Source organism: Qipengyuania zhejiangensis (assembly GCF_035607565.1).
In the GTDB taxonomy this organism is placed as follows: Bacteria; Pseudomonadota; Alphaproteobacteria; order Sphingomonadales; family Sphingomonadaceae; genus Qipengyuania; species Qipengyuania zhejiangensis.
Genome location: NZ_JAYKGO010000003.1, coordinates 1,143,340 through 1,158,327 on the forward strand (window position 1 = coordinate 1,143,340; position 14,988 = coordinate 1,158,327).

A 14,988-nucleotide genomic window follows, 5' to 3' on the forward strand; every position below is an offset into this window, starting at 1 on the left:
GCGTCAGCCGATGTGCAGGGCGAAGAATTCCGACGTGCGGCGATCGGCCAGTTGCGCGGCATCTTCGCTGCGCCGTTTGCCGAATTCCGTCGCGAACCCATGGTCGAGACCTTCGTAATCGTGGAGCGTGACCTTGGGATGGCCGTCCAGCCCCTCGTGCATCGCCTTCTGCGTTGCTTCGTCGACAAACCCGTCCTTGGTCGGGATGTGCAGCATCAGGGGGTGGGCAATCGCGTGCTTTTCACCCAGCAGCCCGTCGATGCCAACGCCGTAATAACCGACGGTCGCGTTCACATCGGTGCGTGCGGCGGCCATGAAGGACAGGCGTCCGCCCAGGCAGTATCCTACGCAACCAACCTTGGCGACGCCCTCTTCCCGGCGGATATGGTGGATGGTGGCTTCGATATCGCGGATACCCTGATCCTGGTTGAACTTGCCCATGAGATCAAGCGCGCGCTGAAATTCGGGCTCGACATCCGGGTCGAGTTCGATACCGGGCTCCAACCGCCAGAAAAGATCGGGGGCAAGGGCAAGATAGCCCTCCTCTGCCAGCTTGTCGCACTTGCGGCGAATGCCCGCGTTGACCCCGAATATCTCCTGGATCACGATGATGGCGCCGCGGGGTGTCCCGGCGGGGCGGGCTGCATAGGCGCTAAAGGTCTCTCCGCCATCAAGGGCGGTAATGGTGACGGTTTCGCTCATACGCTCGGAAACTCCCTTCGAAATTATCATCATGTGGCCTAGCGCTTGCGGTGAAGGCTTGGCAAACCCAGATAGGGTGCACATCGTCATAACGGAGGAAGAGGCATGAAGGTCCATATTGAAATCGACTGCACGCCCGAAGAAGCACGGTCGTTCATGGGTCTGCCCGATGTCGGCAAGGCGAACGCCGTCTATGTCGATATGATGTCCAAGGCGATGAAAGGCGTTTCCAGCACCGATCAGCTCCAGGAATACGCCAAGCAGCTCGCGCCGATGGGCCAGGCGGGCTTCAAGATGTTCCAGAGCTTCATGGAAGGCGCGAACGCCGCGCGCACATCCTCGAAATCGGATAAATCGGACTGATTTAGCGCCGCTTTTTCCATGAACGACACGATTTTCGCCTTGTCGAGCGGGTCCGTTCCGGCTGCGATCGCGGTTGTCCGTATAAGCGGCCCGGATGCGGGATTGGCCCTTGCTTCATTGGTTGGCCCGATGCCCCCGCCGCGTTCACCCTCGGTCAGGCGCCTGCGTGACGAGGGTGGGGAAACCCTCGATATTGCGCTCGTTACCTGGTTTGCCGGGCCCCGCACGGCGACGGGCGAGGATTTGGCCGAGCTGCATTGTCACGGGGGCAGGGCGGTGGTCGCCGCGGTTCTCGATAGGCTGGGCCGGATGCCGGGGCTGCGGGAAGCCGAGCCGGGTGAGTTCACGCGGCGCGCCTTTGCCAACGGGCAGATCGATCTGGCGCAGGCCGAAGGGCTCGCGGATCTGCTTTCAGCTGAAACCGAATGGCAACGGCGCGGTGCGCTGGTCGCGGCTGGCGGTGCTCTTTCGAACCGCCTGGAAGATTGGCGCTCGCGTGTGCTGGTTCTTTCGGCCGAACTGGAGGCCGCAATCGATTTTTCGGACGAGGACGATGTCGCCTCGCTTTCGGCGCAATTTCGCGAATCTTTGGCCGCCTTGGCGGATGAGATTGAGCGGGTAGCTCAGAGACCTTCGGCGGACCGCATGCGGGACGGGGTTCGGGTGGTTTTCTCCGGACCGCCGAATGCCGGGAAATCATCTCTATTCAACGCTTTGCTGAACGAAGGTGTCGCGATCGTTTCGGCTGAAGCAGGAACGACACGTGACGTTATAGAGCGCCCTGTGGCGCTGGGCGGCGTTCCCTTCGTATTTGCCGATACAGCCGGCCTGCGTGACACCGGTGCCGGCGAAATCGAGGAGATCGGTATCGAACGTGCGCGTGATCAGATGGAGCGCGCCGATATCGTCCTGTGGCTAGGTTCTCCTGATGACGCACCGAAGGATTCCATCCGCGTTTTGTCGAAGTCCGATCTGATCGGCGATTCGCCTAAGCATCCGGCGGATTACTTCGTCTCATCGGTAACCGGGCACGGGCTTGATGAACTTTCGAAGGATCTGGTTGCACGGGGGAAGCTTGCTCTTCCACCTCCCGACCGGGTTGCGCTGAATCGTCGGCAGAAAGGTCAGGCTCGGGAGGCGGGCTTGGCGCTCTCGCGGGCAGCGGAGTTGACCGATATGCTGGCAATTGCCGAGGAACTGCGAACGGCCCGTGTCGCCATCGATCGGCTCTCCGGACGCAATTCGACCGAGGATATGCTCGACGCTCTGTTTGGCCGGTTCTGCATCGGCAAGTGATGTTTCACGTGGAACATCTACGCCTTTGACGAAGAACGGGCGCGAGGCTAAGCGCGCTAGCTATGCACGATTTTGACATCCTGGTGATCGGCGGCGGACACGCTGGCGTGGAGGCCGCGTGCGCTTCGGCGCGGATGGGTGCTCGGACCGGTTTGGTCAGTTTTGACCTGTCAGCGATTGGGGCGATGAGCTGCAATCCGGCCATCGGTGGGCTGGGTAAGGGCCACCTCGTCCGCGAAGTCGACGCATTGGATGGCGTCCTTGGCCGGGCCGCTGATGCCGCGGCCATTCACTACCGAATGCTCAATCGTTCGAAAGGAAGCGCGGTGTGGGGCCCCCGCGTGCAAGCGGATCGCCGCTTGTTCAAGGCGGCTGTGCAATCGGCGGTTTCCAGCCAGAGCGGGCTGACCCTGATCGCGGGCGAGGCCGCATCGCTTCGTTTCGAGGGAGAGCGGGTCGCGGGCCTTGGCTTGGCCGATGGCACACAGGTGCAGTCGCGGGCCGTGGTACTGTGCACCGGCACGTTCCTGGGCGGTGTCCTCTATCGTGGTGAGGAGCGCTTCGAAGGAGGACGGGTCGGCGAGAATGCTGCGCGCCGCCTTGCGGAGCAGTTGCGGTCGGCTGAATTGCCGATGGGTCGTCTCAAGACGGGCACGCCCCCAAGGCTCGATGGGCGCACGATCGACTGGGGGGCGTTGGAGGAGCAGCCGTCAGACGGCGAAGGATGGACGATGTCCGCCCTCAGCCCAGGACGCACAAATGCCGAAGTGTTCTGCGCCGTGACGCGCACGAACGCAGCGAGTCACGATATAATCCGCGCCAATCTTGACCGATCGCCCTTGTTCTCCGGGGCAATCGGCGCGGCGGGGCCCCGCTATTGCCCTTCGATCGAGGACAAGATCCATCGCTTCGGTGATCGGGAGGGGCATCAGGTTTTCCTGGAACCTGAAGGTTTGTCCTCCCACCTCGTCTATCCCAACGGGATTTCGACATCTCTTCCCGTCGACGTTCAATTAGCCATGCTGCGGAGCATGGCGGGGCTGGCGCGGGTCGAAATGTCGGTTCCCGGATATGCGGTCGAGTACGATCACATCGATCCCCGCGCGTTGACGAGCAGCCTTGAGGTCCATGCCATTCCGGGCCTCTACTGTGCGGGCCAGATCAACGGCACCACAGGGTACGAAGAGGCTGCGGCTCAAGGTCTCGTCGCCGGAATGAACGCGGCCGCAGACGCTCTCGGTCGCCCCCCAGCTGCTCTTGAGCGATCGAATTCCTATATCGCGGTGATGATCGATGACCTCACGCTGCAGGGCATCACCGAACCGTATCGGATGCTGACATCGCGGGCGGAATATCGTTTGCGGCTGCGCGCAAGTAACGCGGACACGCGACTGACCCAATTGGGTATCGACGCCGGTCTGGTGGGACCGGAGCGAGCAGAATGGTTCGGCAAACGCCAATCGCGCCGTGCGGAGTATGAAGAACTTCTCCAAGCGTCGATCCACTCGCGCGACCTCATGTCACAGGGGTTTCACGTGAAACACGATGCTGGCCCCAAGCCGATTACCGCATGGATTTCCGCAGGGCACCTGCAGGCTGGAGATTTGCCTCACTTTCTCCCGGATATCGACGCGGGCGACGAGCTTCTTGCCGAGATGGCGGAAGATGCGTTCTACGCCCCCTATCTGGCGCGTCAGGACGGCGAATTGGCCGAGATGAAGGCCAGCGAGGAAGTCCGCCTTGCTCCCGATTTCCCCTATGGTTCGGTCCCTGGGCTTTCGAACGAGATGGTCGAGCGGCTTTCTCGTTCACGGCCCGAGACAATGGCCGCCGCATCGCGCGTTCAGGGAATAACCCCGGCGGCTTTGGCGGCCGTATTGGTTCAGGCGCGTCGCCTGGAGCGCCAGGCGGCATGATCAATACCGAAGAAGAGGCGAGGGCGTTCACGGCGAGGCATTGCGATGTTCTTGCCATGGAGCGCCTGGCTTTGCTTGCAGAGGAACTGGAGAAGGAGGCTCCGCTCCAGAATCTGGTCGCAAAAAATTCGCTACCGCAGAAATGGGTGCGGCACATTGCCGATTCTGTGCAGTTGGCCGGATTTGCCGAAGTGGGTGCGAGCCCCTGGATCGACCTTGGCAGTGGGGCGGGCTTTCCAGGCCTCGTTATTGCAGCGATACGTCCACAACAGTCTGTTATTCTGGTGGAATCCCGAGCAAAACGGATCGAGTGGCTCGAGCGAATGGCGGACAAGATGGGGTTGTCCAACTGCAAGGTTGAAGGTCGCAGGTTGGAGCTGGTCGAGACGTTTGAAGCCGGCGTAATCTCAGCCCGCGCCTTCGCGCCGCTGGACAAACTGCTGCGTTTATCCGCACGCTTCTCCACAAGCGACACGCGCTGGGTGTTGCCCAAAGGGCGGTCTGCGTCGCAAGAAGTGGAGGCGTTGCCGCAATCGCAGCGCGGAATGTTCCACGTGGAACAATCATTGACGGATCCGCTGGCTGGCATCATCGTCGGTCAAGGCAAATGGAGCGCGGCGAGATGATTACTATCGCGATCGCCAATCAGAAGGGCGGCGTCGGCAAGACGACCACCGCGATCAACATCGCAACTGCGATGGCTGCGACGGGTTGGAAAACCTTGCTTATCGATCTCGACCCTCAAGGGAACGCTTCGACAGGCCTTGGCATCGCCGCTTTGGCTCGTGAAAATACAAGTTACGATCTGCTCCTCGACCAGGCGACCTTGGCCCAATGCGCGCAGCCGACCGACATTCCCGGACTGGACATTGTGCCGGCCACGCAGGATTTGTCTGGCGCTGAAGTCGAGCTGGTATCCGTAGAAGATCGCACCTCGCGTTTGACGCAGGCGCTCTCCGGCGCACCGGCGGGCGGTTTCGCAGGTTACGATGTGTGTTTCATCGATTGCCCCCCGTCGCTCGGCTTGCTCACCCTCAATGCGCTTTGTGCGGCCGACACGTTGATGGTGCCGCTCCAATGCGAGTTTTTCGCGCTGGAGGGACTTAGCCAGCTTCTTCAGACGGTGGAGCGCGTGCAGCAAGGGTTCAACGCCAATCTCGGCATCGTCGGCATTGTCCTGACTATGTTCGACAGGCGCAACCGCCTCACCGACCAGGTGGCCGACGACGTACGCGATTGCCTCGGTAACCTTGTGTTTGAAAACGTAATTCCCCGCAATGTACGGCTTTCCGAGGCGCCGAGCCACGGCATGCCCGCGCTTGTGTATGACCATAATTGTCCCGGCAGCCGCGCGTATATCGGGCTGGCCAGGGAATTGATCGGGCGCCTGCCCGAAAAGAGGAAAGCTGCATGAGCCAGTCCACCGACGTCGCCGCAACAACGCGCCCTTCCGATCGCAAGCGCAAGCTGGGGAAGGGGCTGGGTGCCCTGTTGGGTGAAACCCGCCGTGAAGAACCGCTCGTACGGCGTGATGGTGGCGATAGCGGTCTGGGCGAAAGCGGTGGCGCGGGCTCTGCCGCTCCACTGAGCGGACTTGCATCGATTCCCGTTGGAAACATCCGCCCGCTGCCCGGACAGCCGCGTACACACTTCAACGAGGAGGCGCTGGACGAACTGGCATCCTCCATCGCGGCAAGGGGCGTCATCCAGCCGATCATCGTCCGTCCTCTCGGTTCGGGCCGCTATGAGCTGGTCGCTGGCGAGCGGCGGTGGCGTGCCGCCCAGCGTGCGCGCCTGCACGAAATTCCCGCAGTGGTTCGCGAACTCGACCAACGCGAAGTGATGGCGCTTGCGCTGATTGAGAATCTTCAGCGCGAAGACCTCAATCCGCTGGAAGAAGCCAAGGCTTATCAGAGGCTTGCTGATGATGAGGGCATGACCCAGGCGGAAATCGCCAAGCTGGTCGACAAGTCGCGGAGCCACGTGGCGAATTTCCAGCGTCTTCTCGCACTACCTGACGACGTGCTCGCCTATCTTGCGGGGGGTGCGCTTTCGATGGGCCACGCACGGGCGCTGATCGGGAACGACGAGGCTTCGGCCCTCGCGCGACGGGCAGTGGATGAGAAACTGTCGGTACGCGAGATCGAAAGGCTGGCGAAATCGCCCTCAGGCGAGAAGACAGCCCGGAAGCCGGCGGGATATACCCGCGCCGGTTCGGACGATGCCGACATCACGGCTGTTCAAGGGCATCTCGAGGAATTCCTCGGTATGCAGGTGCGTATCAAGACGGAAGCAACGCCCAACACCGGGACGGTCACGATACGCTACCGCACGCTGGATCAGCTCGATCTCATTTGCCAGCGGCTGACAGGCGGCGACATCTAGTCCGGTCCGACACTCGCCGCAGTTGCGCCGCGCAACTTGCTGACTAATCTTCGCCGCGAACGCGGGCTTGCTGCGGGACCATTACGGTAACGGGCACAAGCATGTATTCGCCCGTTGCCGACTGGTGGCCGTGCAAGGCGCCGGAGCGGGCGCTTTCCATGTACCCATCGAGATAATTTTCGCATCGGGTCCAGGATGTATCGTCCGCTGCGGGTCGGCCGGTTGGGCCCGTCGCATCCGCGATAGCCGCTCCGCCTATTGCTCCAAGACCTGCGCCGATCAACGTTCCCGCCGTACGATCGCCGCGCCCGGCAACACGATTGCCGATGAGCCCGCCTGCGGCCGCGCCCACGATCGCCCCAAAGGCTGCCCTGTCATCGCCGCTGTCATACACAGGCCTAGGCGCGATCCGCCTGCTGCACTCGGTCAGCCATGCCTCGCGGTCGAACGCAACCACGCGCGCGCCAGGCGGGAGGGAGGGTCGTCCTCCCTGATACGCGTAGAGATACGGTGCGCTGACATGCTGAGTGGGCCTTGCGCCAAACACGGCCGGGTAGGCATAGAGGGTGGAATGGGCCGCCGTAGCGTCGTGCCGATGCGCGTGCGAATGGCCCATGCGGGGCGAATTTCCATGCTCGTGCGCCGCCGGCGCAACTTTGGGCCCATGCTTAACAACGCGAACGTGAGCGTAATCATCGGGTTCGATTGAGGGAATCGCCTGAACGTGCGGGCGCGATACGAAAACAACAGGACGATCCTCGCCCTGCCGGGCGGTGATGACGCGCTCGGCCCCGCGGACCTCCGCTTCCTCCGTCTGGTCTTGCCCAGAGATGTCGGTGGCCAGCTCGGCAAATACATAATCGCCAGCGTCGTATTCAATGACTTCCTGCGCAGAACTGGCGCTCGATACGAAAAGAAACGAGGCGCAAGCCAGCTTGAGGGCGGAAATCCGTGTCATCTCTATCACTCCGTGGGCAGAAGCGGGCCAGCCCGACCCACATGGTTACCACGGCGTTATCATCCGGCAAGCGCCGAGCAAATCTGAAGGTCGAGGGTTGTTCCGATTAGGGGCAGAGCAATCAAATTCGCGGGCCGAGCACCCGGGCCAGTTCTTCGATCCCGGCCTGATCCTCGGCATCGAAACGCGCCCGGGTGGGGCTGTCCAGATCGATGACTGCGATGACCGCGCCTTCGTGTATGACGGGAACGACCAGTTCGGAGTTGGTAACGGAATCGCAGGCGATGTGGCCCGGGAATGCGTGGACATCTTCGACAAGTTGCGAACGGCCTTCGCTGGCGGCAGTGCCGCACACACCCGTGCCCAGCGGGATACGGATGCACGCCGGCCTTCCCACAAACGGCCCCAATACGAGCTGCGAATCAATTACGCGGTAGAATCCGGACCAGTTGAGGTCGGGAAGAAAATCCCACAGCAGGGCAGCCACATTGGCCATGTTGGCCACCGGATCGGGTTCCCCGCCGGTCAGGGCATCGGCTGCCTCGATCAATTGGCGGTAAGCTTCGGGTTTGGGGCAATCGGGTGCGGGGCGAAAATCGAACATGACCGTGATTTAGTGGGCCGGGCCTAAGCTGCAAGCGATTCGCGCTCCCCATTGCCGTGCTTTCATCGCTCGCGTATCCGAATCGGTATGAGCACCCTCAAGAAACTGGGCATCGCCCTTCTCGTCCTCGTCGTAGTTCTTGGCATTGGCCTGTATTTCGTCACCCGCGGCGACACCGCCGACGTTCCGTTTGACGAGGTTGTCGGCACCGATCCAACCTTGCAGGACCCCGATGCCGAAACCTTCCCGACCGTTGCCATTGCGAAACCCGTTGGCTGGGCGGCGGACGAAGTGCCGGTCGCGTCGGAAGGGCTGGCGGTTACCCGTTTCGCCGACGGCCTCGATCATCCGCGAACCCTTCAGGCGCTGCCGAACGGTGATGTGCTTGTCTCTCTGACGCGCTCTCCGAAAAGCGGCGACGGGGGCGGGATTACCGCCTGGATCGGCAAGATGTTGATGAGCCGCGCAGGCGCCACCGGCGACTCGCCGAACCAGGTGGTTCTGCTCCGCGACGCGGATGGTGACGGCAACGCCGAAGTCCGCAAAGTGCTGCTCGAAGGGCTCGATTCCCCTTCGGGCCTCGCCTGGGGCGACGGTACCCTTTACGTCGCGAACCACGATGAAGTTCTGGCATTTCCGTACGAACTGGGCGCCGACGCCGTTTCCGGTGACGCGCGCAAGGTCACCGATTTGGCGGGCGATGGCGGCCACTGGATGCGCAATCTGGCCCTGCATCCCGCAGGCGACCGTCTGTACGTAGCCGTAGGCTCCGACACGAACATCGCCGACAAGGGCATGGAAGCCGAAGCCGGGCGGGCGCTGATCTGGGAAATCGATCTGGAGAGCGGGCGCCGCCGCATTTTCGGTTCGGGCCTTCGCAATCCGAACGGCCTCGATTTCAATCCGTGGTCCGGCGAATTGTGGACCACGGTGAACGAGCGCGACATGCTCGGTTCGGACCTGGTCCCCGATTACCTCACCAATGTTCCCGTCGGGGCGCAATACGGCTGGCCGTGGACCTATTGGGGCGAAAATTATGACCGGCGTGTCAAATACCCGATCCCTTCAAACATCAGCTATGTCCGCACGCCGGAATACGCCCTTGGGCCGCACGTGGCCGCTCTCGGCCTGGTGTTTAGCGCCGAAGGCGCAGCAATGGGCGAGAAGTTCTCCAGCGGCGCGTTCATTGCTCGCCACGGTTCATGGAATCGCAAGCCCCCATCGGGATACGACGTGGTCTATGTCGCTTTCGACGATCGCGGGAATCCGACCGGCAAGCCTGTGCCCGTGCTCACCGGCTTCCTGAAGGATGACGGCACGACGCGCGGACGCCCGACCTGGGTCGAATGGGCCGGAGATGGCGCTCTGCTCGTCAGTGACGATACCGCCGGCATCATCTGGCGGGTCATCGCACCGGGTTCCAAGGGCCAGGCCGGTATCGAGCGCCTGACGGGCAAGGCGCTGGCCCCGCAGCGCGAATTGCGAGGCCAGGCGGCTACATTCGGAGCCGACGATTACGCACGCAGCGTAACCGCCGATTGAGTTGCGCGGCGCAACTTCCTCAGCCGAGGAGTTGCGCCGTTTCCAGTTGGTAGAGGCCCTCTGAGCCCGCGATTGCAGCGCGCTTGAGGCCGGCGGCCTCCGGCACGATCCTCTCAAGGAAGAACCGGACGGTTGCGGGCTTGGCCGCGGCCAGGGCGGGAGCGTCGCCCGCTTTCACGGCGCGTAGCTGGCGCACCAATTGCCATCCGGCGACCGCAACCGCGAACATCGTGCAGAACGGGACCGACCCTGCCAACCGGTCGTCCAAGCTGGCCTCTTCGCGCATCCAGCGCGCTATGCTGGCGCAATCATCCGCAAGCGCAGCCAGATCCGCGTGATCGGCGCAATCGCGCGCGATATCCTGCGTGACGCGAATGAGCGCCTCCCCGTCGTCCATGCCCAATTTGCGCGTCACCAGATCGGCCGCCTGGATGCCATTTGTGCCTTCGTAAATCGGGGCAATCCGCGAATCGCGCCAATGCTGGGCTGCGCCTGTTTCTTCAACGAAGCCCATGCCGCCATGGATCTGGATGCCCAGGCTCGCCACTTCGATCCCGATATCGGTCCCCCACGCCTTGATCAGCGGGGTCAGCACTTCGCCGCGCGCCGCAGCCCCGGCATCGCCCAGTGTGCCGCGATCGATCTGGCCGGCGGTGTAGTAGAGCAATGCCCGCGCGCCTTCGGTCAGCGCCTTCATACGCAGCAGCATGCGGCGCACGTCCGGATGCTCGACTATCGCCACGGGAGCTCGGTCGGGCGAGCCTGCGCGGGCCGACTGGACGCGGTCGCGCGCATAGTCGAGCGCCTGCTGGGTAGCGCGTTCGCCGATCTGCACGCCTTGGTTGCCGACGTTGATGCGCGCGTTGTTCATCATCGTGAACATCGCGGCCAGCCCCCGGTTCGGCGCGCCGACCAGTTCGCCGATGCATTCGCCATTGTCGCCGTAACTCATCACGCAGGTCGGCGATGCGTTGATGCCCAACTTGTGTTCAAGACTGACGCACCGCACATCGTTGCGCGGCCCAAGCGATCCGTCCGCGTTCACGTGATACTTGGGGACGGTAAACAGCGAAATGCCGCGGCTGCCTTCGGGCGCATCGGGCAGGCGTGCCAGCACCAGATGAATGATGTTGCCGGCAAGTTCGTGTTCGCCCCAGGTGATGTAGATCTTCTGCCCGGCGATCCGGTATTTGCCCGCATGTTCGCCGTCTTCAATCGGTGTTGCGGTGGAGCGCAGGGCGCCCACGTCCGAGCCGGCCTGCGGTTCGGTCAGGTTCATCGTTCCCGACCATTCGCCGCTCACCAGCCTTGGAAGGTATTTTTCCTGAAGCTCGACCGAACCGTGATGTTCGAGAGCCTCAATCGCGCCGACGCTGAGCATCGGCAGCAGGTTGAAGGCCATGTTCGCCGTGCCGAGGTTTTCAAGAACATTGCAGGCGAGTGTGAAAGGAAGGCCCTGGCCGCCGAAGGCAACGGGGCCTGCAATCGCGTTCCATCCCTGCTCGACGTAGGATTGGTAGGCCTCCGCAAAACCGTCGGGCAGGCGAACGATGCCGTTTTCCAGCTTCGCCCCCTCGAGGTCACCCACGCGGTTGAGCGGCGCCCATTCCCCGGCCGCAAACTGGCCGATCCCTTCCACGATGGCGTCGACCATGTCGGGCTCAGCCGCCGCGAAACGCTCGCTTCGGGAAAGCTCCTCGATCCCGGCGTTTACGCGGATGGCTAGCAGCTGGTCCTGGGTGGCGGCGGTATAGGTCACGGGCATTCCTCTTGGCTTTGTGTCCAAGCGCATATAGCGCGCGGGCATGGGCGGCAAATACGTTACGGAAATGCTTCGGGCAGACGCAGCGGGAATCGCCCGCGCGTCCGAAATCCTGCGCGATGGCGGGCTCGTCGCCGTTCCGACGGAGACGGTTTATGGCCTCGCCGCCCGCGCCGACAGCGATGAGGCGGTGGCCCGAATCTACGAAGCCAAGGGGCGCCCCAGTTTCAACCCGCTGATCGTTCACGTGGCTTCGCTCGATCAGGCGAACGACCTTGCCGTGATTGGCGATGCCGCAGCGCATTTGGTGCACCGTTACTGGCCGGGGCCGTTGACGCTTGTCCTGCCGCTTCGCCAGGGTGCCCGGTTGGCTGCGGCGGTGACCGCGGGGCTGGACACGGTTGCGCTTCGGATGCCCGACAATCCCGTCATGCGCGCCGTTCTCGATGCCACGGGGCTGCCTCTCGCGGCACCTTCGGCCAACCGCAGCGGATTTATCAGCCCGACAACGCCGGGGCATGTGCTGGCTTCGCTCGACGCGCGGATCGACGCAGTGCTCGATGGCGGGCCATGCAGGGCGGGGGTCGAATCGACCATTGCGGCCGTCCGCGATGACGGGTGGATCGACGTCTTGCGTCCCGGTCCGATCGATCTCGGCCAGTCGGCATTTTCCGGCAATATCGAAGCGCCGGGCCAGCTCGCCAGCCACTACTCGCCCGGAAAGCCGGTGCGCCTTAATGCGGTGCAAGTTGCGCCAGACGACTTCATGATCGGCTTTGGTGATGTGGCCGGTGATTGCACCCTGTCATCGTCGGGTGATCTGACCGAAGCGGCTTCGCGCCTTTACGCATGTCTCCACGAAGGTGCGCGGTCCGCGAAACGGTCCATTGCGGTCGCCCCCGTGCCGGATGAAGGCATTGGCGCTGCAATCAACGATCGTTTGCGCCGGGCAGCGACGCCTGCGGGTTAGTCGCCTTCGGGCGGCGCGGGGATTGTGGGAATTATCTGCTGCATTTCAGCATAGGTGTCGCGCGCATCGTCACACGATCGCCGGCTCCCGGCCTCGCACTCGTCCAGCTGTTTTTCGTACAGCCGCTCCAGCTTGGCGAGACGCTCCTCTTGCTTGCGAATTTCGCGCCCGCGTTTTTCATCGGCTTCCGACTGGCTGGTCGTGGCCAGATCCACGCCCTTGCTGACGACCTTTACCGGCGCGGTCACGACGTCGAGCGCGGTTTTGGCCAGGCAGCCGGGCAGCAGGACGACGGCGGGTACAAGAACGGCAAAGGCTAGGCGGTGCATCGAAATTCCTTTCGCGGCACCGCCTAGCCGATAACCTGTTTCCCGTCGATGAACTCAGGCGTCCGGTGCGGTCGGCGCGTCCGGCGCGTCTGGCGCTTCCGGAGCCTCACCGGCTTCGGGTTTTGCGGCGGGTGCGGCGGTTTTGGGCGGGTTCTGGCAGCGCAGCTTGCCCGAACCCAGCGAACTGACAGTGCAATCGGCGCGGCCGATAACCGTGACGCTGCCCGATCCCACGATATTCGCTTCGACCTTCCCGTCGGAAGCAAACTCGGTATCGCCCGATCCGGCAACGGAGATGTCGGCGGCTTCGACTGACAGGCCTGCCATGCTAGCCTTGCCCGATCCGGCGATTGTCATGTCGAGAGTGCCGGTGGTGCCTGCCGCTTCGAAACTGCCTGAACCGGCAATCGTGAGGTCGAGGCTCGAGGTGTCGACGCGGTTGATCTTGGTCTTGCCAGATCCCGCGATGGTGACATCGCCTTTCCCGCTCAGCGTTTCGGCTTCGATATCGCCCGATCCGGCCAGGGTGATGCCCGTCAGGCTGGGCAGGGTGACGCGCACGATTGCGGTGCCGTTGTTTTTCCAGCTGTCCTTCTCGCGGCTTATGCCCAGCGCTCCGTCGTCCAGCGAGAACCGCAAGGCATCGACCGCTTTTTCGTCTCCGGAAACGTCGATGGACAGTTTCTCGCCCTCGGTGACGAAGACATTGTCGGGGCCTGCCAGGACAAGCTCGGTCGGGGCGGGGCCGCTCATATCGAGTTCGGCAAGCGGCACACCGTCGGTATCGCCGATCTGGACATTCACGCCGTCACAGCCCGAAACCAACGTGGCACTGGCCAATATCGCCAGGGGGGCGAGGCCTTTGATAATCTTGTGGATCATGAATGCGTTCCTTTCGCTGTTCCCGGCGTGGACCGGTTATCCGTGTTGCCGATATAATACAGCGAGCGGCTGACTGCAAGACATGCAGAAGGGGCCGCCCCTTGCGGAACGGCCCCTTGGTCGAGTTCACGATGTCGCCTGTCGATCAGGCGTCTTCGGTATTCTCGTAATATTGCGGCGCGTGTTCGCGCAGAACGTCGAGGATTTTCTCGAGAGCCGTCGGCTCGTCGGTCTTCTCCATCGCCGCCAGTTCGCGGGCGAGGCGGCTGGAGGCCGCTTCGAAGATCTGACGTTCCGAATAGCTCTGCTCGGGCTGATCGTCCGGGCGGAACAGGTCACGGGTCACCTCGGCAATCAGGACGATTTCGCCCGAATTGATCTTGGCTTCGTATTCCTGCGCCCGGCGGCTCCACATGGTCCGCTTGACCTTGGGCTTGCCCTTGAGGGTTTCCATCGCTTCCTTGAGCGTCTTGTCGCTCGACAGCTTGCGCATGCCGATCGATTCGACCTTGTTGACCGGAACGCGCAAAGTCATGCGTTCCTTCTCGAAGCGAAGAACATAAAGTTCGAGCTGCATGCCGGCGATTTCCTCGCTCTGCAGTTCGATCACACGGCCGACGCCGTGCTTGGGGTAAACAACATAATCGCCAACATCGAAGATATTCGCCTGGCTTGCCATGCATACATCCTTTCGTAAGGACCGGCCTTGGGGGGCTCGCACCGTCGCGAAAGAGCCTGTCCGCAGCCCTTGCGAAGGGGTGCAGTTAAAGCTCTATCATGAAGTTGCGGGGGTGGCCTGCCCTTTCAATTGCATCATCTGACCGGGAGCAAACCGGAACAGTTGTTGCATTATATAGCACAGCCGCACGATCATTGCGAATCGCAATTCATTTCGGACGATCGGTGGCAAGGCAATGCGCCGGGGCGCGCGAAGGCTTAGTCGCCCTCGCCGGGCTCAGCCGAGAAGTACTTGTCGAATTTGTCTTCTTCGCCCTTGTGCTCGTCTGCGTCGGCCGGCGGGGCCTTGCTCTGCGTGATGTTGGGCCATTCTGCCGAAAACTTGGTGTTCAGCTCCAGCCACTTTTCCAGATTGTCTTCGGTATCGGGAAGAATTGCTTCGGCCGGGCATTCGGGTTCGCACACGCCGCAATCGATGCATTCGCTGGGGTTGATGACGAGCATGTTGTCGCCCTCATAGAAACAATCAACCGGGCAGACTTCGACGCAGTCGGTGTACTTGCACTTGATGCACGCGTCGGTGACGACATAGGTCATGGGT

Annotated in this window: 16 protein-coding genes; 8 read left to right on the forward strand and 8 right to left on the reverse strand. The window is 62.5% G+C overall.

What is annotated here, in order from left to right; all coding sequences use genetic code 11:
• Positions 1 to 3 precede the first annotated feature (3 nt).
• A complete protein-coding gene (locus VR863_RS13305; RefSeq protein ID WP_324828951.1) occupies positions 4 to 702 on the reverse strand; it encodes a dienelactone hydrolase family protein in 699 nt (232 codons plus the stop codon).
• 105 nt (positions 703 to 807) lie between these two features.
• Here VR863_RS13305 and VR863_RS13310 point away from each other — a divergent pair, with 105 nt between their 5' ends.
• From VR863_RS13310 to VR863_RS13335, 6 genes are all read left to right on the forward strand, one after another.
• Positions 808 to 1,065 carry a DUF6489 family protein gene (locus VR863_RS13310; RefSeq protein ID WP_324828952.1) on the forward strand — a complete coding sequence of 86 codons (258 nt, stop codon included), beginning with the start codon at positions 808 to 810 and terminating at the stop codon, positions 1,063 to 1,065.
• Positions 1,066 to 1,083: 18 nt separating this feature from the next.
• The gene (mnmE, locus tag VR863_RS13315; RefSeq protein ID WP_324828953.1) at positions 1,084 to 2,361 is read left to right on the forward strand and encodes a tRNA uridine-5-carboxymethylaminomethyl(34) synthesis GTPase MnmE; all 1,278 of its coding nucleotides are present in this window, start codon (positions 1,084 to 1,086) and stop codon (positions 2,359 to 2,361) included.
• A 62-nt stretch (positions 2,362 to 2,423) separates the two neighbouring features.
• Entirely contained in the window at positions 2,424 to 4,277 is a 1,854-nt protein-coding gene (mnmG, locus tag VR863_RS13320; protein WP_324828954.1) for a tRNA uridine-5-carboxymethylaminomethyl(34) synthesis enzyme MnmG, read from the forward strand.
• Entirely contained in the window at positions 4,274 to 4,903 is a 630-nt protein-coding gene (gene rsmG, locus VR863_RS13325) for a 16S rRNA (guanine(527)-N(7))-methyltransferase RsmG (RefSeq protein WP_324828955.1), read from the forward strand. The genes mnmG and rsmG overlap by 4 nt, the downstream gene beginning before the upstream one ends.
• Positions 4,900 to 5,691 (forward strand): ParA family protein, encoded by a 792-nt coding sequence (locus VR863_RS13330; protein ID WP_324828956.1) that lies wholly within the window; start codon positions 4,900 to 4,902, stop codon positions 5,689 to 5,691. The genes rsmG and VR863_RS13330 overlap by 4 nt, the downstream gene beginning before the upstream one ends.
• The gene (locus tag VR863_RS13335) at positions 5,688 to 6,662 is read left to right on the forward strand and encodes a ParB/RepB/Spo0J family partition protein (protein WP_324828957.1); all 975 of its coding nucleotides are present in this window, start codon (positions 5,688 to 5,690) and stop codon (positions 6,660 to 6,662) included. Before VR863_RS13330 ends, VR863_RS13335 begins: the two co-directional genes overlap by 4 nt.
• 43 nt (positions 6,663 to 6,705) lie before the next feature.
• Here VR863_RS13335 and VR863_RS13340 read toward each other — a convergent pair whose 3' ends face one another.
• Both VR863_RS13340 and VR863_RS13345 read right to left on the reverse strand, forming a co-directional pair.
• The gene (locus VR863_RS13340; RefSeq protein ID WP_324828958.1) at positions 6,706 to 7,620 is read right to left on the reverse strand and encodes a glycine zipper 2TM domain-containing protein; all 915 of its coding nucleotides are present in this window, start codon (positions 7,618 to 7,620) and stop codon (positions 6,706 to 6,708) included.
• A 121-nt stretch (positions 7,621 to 7,741) separates the two neighbouring features.
• On the reverse strand, positions 7,742 to 8,224 hold the full coding sequence (locus VR863_RS13345) for a GAF domain-containing protein (protein ID WP_324828959.1): 483 nt from the start codon (positions 8,222 to 8,224) through the stop codon (positions 7,742 to 7,744).
• A gap of 87 nt (positions 8,225 to 8,311) precedes the next feature.
• On the opposite strand from VR863_RS13345, the gene VR863_RS13350 reads away from it, so the two are divergent.
• Positions 8,312 to 9,766, forward strand: coding sequence for a PQQ-dependent sugar dehydrogenase (locus VR863_RS13350; protein ID WP_324828960.1), 1,455 nt, complete (start codon positions 8,312 to 8,314; stop codon positions 9,764 to 9,766).
• A 19-nt stretch (positions 9,767 to 9,785) separates the two neighbouring features.
• On the opposite strand, the gene VR863_RS13355 is transcribed toward VR863_RS13350, so the two are convergent.
• Positions 9,786 to 11,525 carry an acyl-CoA dehydrogenase family protein gene (locus tag VR863_RS13355; protein WP_324828961.1) on the reverse strand — a complete coding sequence of 580 codons (1,740 nt, stop codon included), beginning with the start codon at positions 11,523 to 11,525 and terminating at the stop codon, positions 9,786 to 9,788.
• 46 nt (positions 11,526 to 11,571) lie between these two features.
• Here VR863_RS13355 and VR863_RS13360 point away from each other — a divergent pair, with 46 nt between their 5' ends.
• The gene (locus tag VR863_RS13360) at positions 11,572 to 12,498 is read left to right on the forward strand and encodes an L-threonylcarbamoyladenylate synthase (RefSeq protein WP_324828962.1); all 927 of its coding nucleotides are present in this window, start codon (positions 11,572 to 11,574) and stop codon (positions 12,496 to 12,498) included.
• Here the strand turns inward: VR863_RS13360 and VR863_RS13365 are convergent.
• The 4 genes from VR863_RS13365 to fdxA all read right to left on the reverse strand — a co-directional run bounded on the left by VR863_RS13365 (position 12,495) and on the right by fdxA (position 14,984).
• A complete protein-coding gene (locus VR863_RS13365; protein WP_324828963.1) occupies positions 12,495 to 12,827 on the reverse strand; it encodes a hypothetical protein in 333 nt (110 codons plus the stop codon). The two genes, VR863_RS13360 and VR863_RS13365, sit on opposite strands and share 4 nt — an antisense overlap.
• A 54-nt stretch (positions 12,828 to 12,881) precedes the next feature.
• The gene (locus tag VR863_RS13370; RefSeq protein ID WP_324828964.1) at positions 12,882 to 13,709 is read right to left on the reverse strand and encodes a head GIN domain-containing protein; all 828 of its coding nucleotides are present in this window, start codon (positions 13,707 to 13,709) and stop codon (positions 12,882 to 12,884) included.
• A 145-nt stretch (positions 13,710 to 13,854) separates the two neighbouring features.
• The gene (locus VR863_RS13375; protein WP_324828965.1) at positions 13,855 to 14,388 is read right to left on the reverse strand and encodes a CarD family transcriptional regulator; all 534 of its coding nucleotides are present in this window, start codon (positions 14,386 to 14,388) and stop codon (positions 13,855 to 13,857) included.
• A 257-nt stretch (positions 14,389 to 14,645) separates the two neighbouring features.
• The gene (gene fdxA, locus VR863_RS13380; RefSeq protein WP_324828966.1) at positions 14,646 to 14,984 is read right to left on the reverse strand and encodes a ferredoxin FdxA; all 339 of its coding nucleotides are present in this window, start codon (positions 14,982 to 14,984) and stop codon (positions 14,646 to 14,648) included.
• Positions 14,985 to 14,988 lie beyond the last annotated feature (4 nt).

Coding starts and splice junctions, on each gene's coding strand:
- VR863_RS13305 (WP_324828951.1), bottom strand. CDS start 702: ATGAGCGAAACCGTCACCATTACCGCCCTTGATGGCGGAGAGACCTTT.
- VR863_RS13310 (WP_324828952.1), top strand. CDS start 808: ATGAAGGTCCATATTGAAATCGACTGCACGCCCGAAGAAGCACGGTCG.
- mnmE (WP_324828953.1), top strand. CDS start 1,084: ATGAACGACACGATTTTCGCCTTGTCGAGCGGGTCCGTTCCGGCTGCG.
- mnmG (WP_324828954.1), top strand. CDS start 2,424: ATGCACGATTTTGACATCCTGGTGATCGGCGGCGGACACGCTGGCGTG.
- rsmG (WP_324828955.1), top strand. CDS start 4,274: ATGATCAATACCGAAGAAGAGGCGAGGGCGTTCACGGCGAGGCATTGC.
- VR863_RS13330 (WP_324828956.1), top strand. CDS start 4,900: ATGATTACTATCGCGATCGCCAATCAGAAGGGCGGCGTCGGCAAGACG.
- VR863_RS13335 (WP_324828957.1), top strand. CDS start 5,688: ATGAGCCAGTCCACCGACGTCGCCGCAACAACGCGCCCTTCCGATCGC.
- VR863_RS13340 (WP_324828958.1), bottom strand. CDS start 7,620: ATGACACGGATTTCCGCCCTCAAGCTGGCTTGCGCCTCGTTTCTTTTC.
- VR863_RS13345 (WP_324828959.1), bottom strand. CDS start 8,224: ATGTTCGATTTTCGCCCCGCACCCGATTGCCCCAAACCCGAAGCTTAC.
- VR863_RS13350 (WP_324828960.1), top strand. CDS start 8,312: ATGAGCACCCTCAAGAAACTGGGCATCGCCCTTCTCGTCCTCGTCGTA.
- VR863_RS13360 (WP_324828962.1), top strand. CDS start 11,572: ATGGGCGGCAAATACGTTACGGAAATGCTTCGGGCAGACGCAGCGGGA.
- VR863_RS13365 (WP_324828963.1), bottom strand. CDS start 12,827: ATGCACCGCCTAGCCTTTGCCGTTCTTGTACCCGCCGTCGTCCTGCTG.
- VR863_RS13370 (WP_324828964.1), bottom strand. CDS start 13,709: ATGATCCACAAGATTATCAAAGGCCTCGCCCCCCTGGCGATATTGGCC.
- VR863_RS13375 (WP_324828965.1), bottom strand. CDS start 14,388: ATGGCAAGCCAGGCGAATATCTTCGATGTTGGCGATTATGTTGTTTAC.
- fdxA (WP_324828966.1), bottom strand. CDS start 14,984: ATGACCTATGTCGTCACCGACGCGTGCATCAAGTGCAAGTACACCGAC.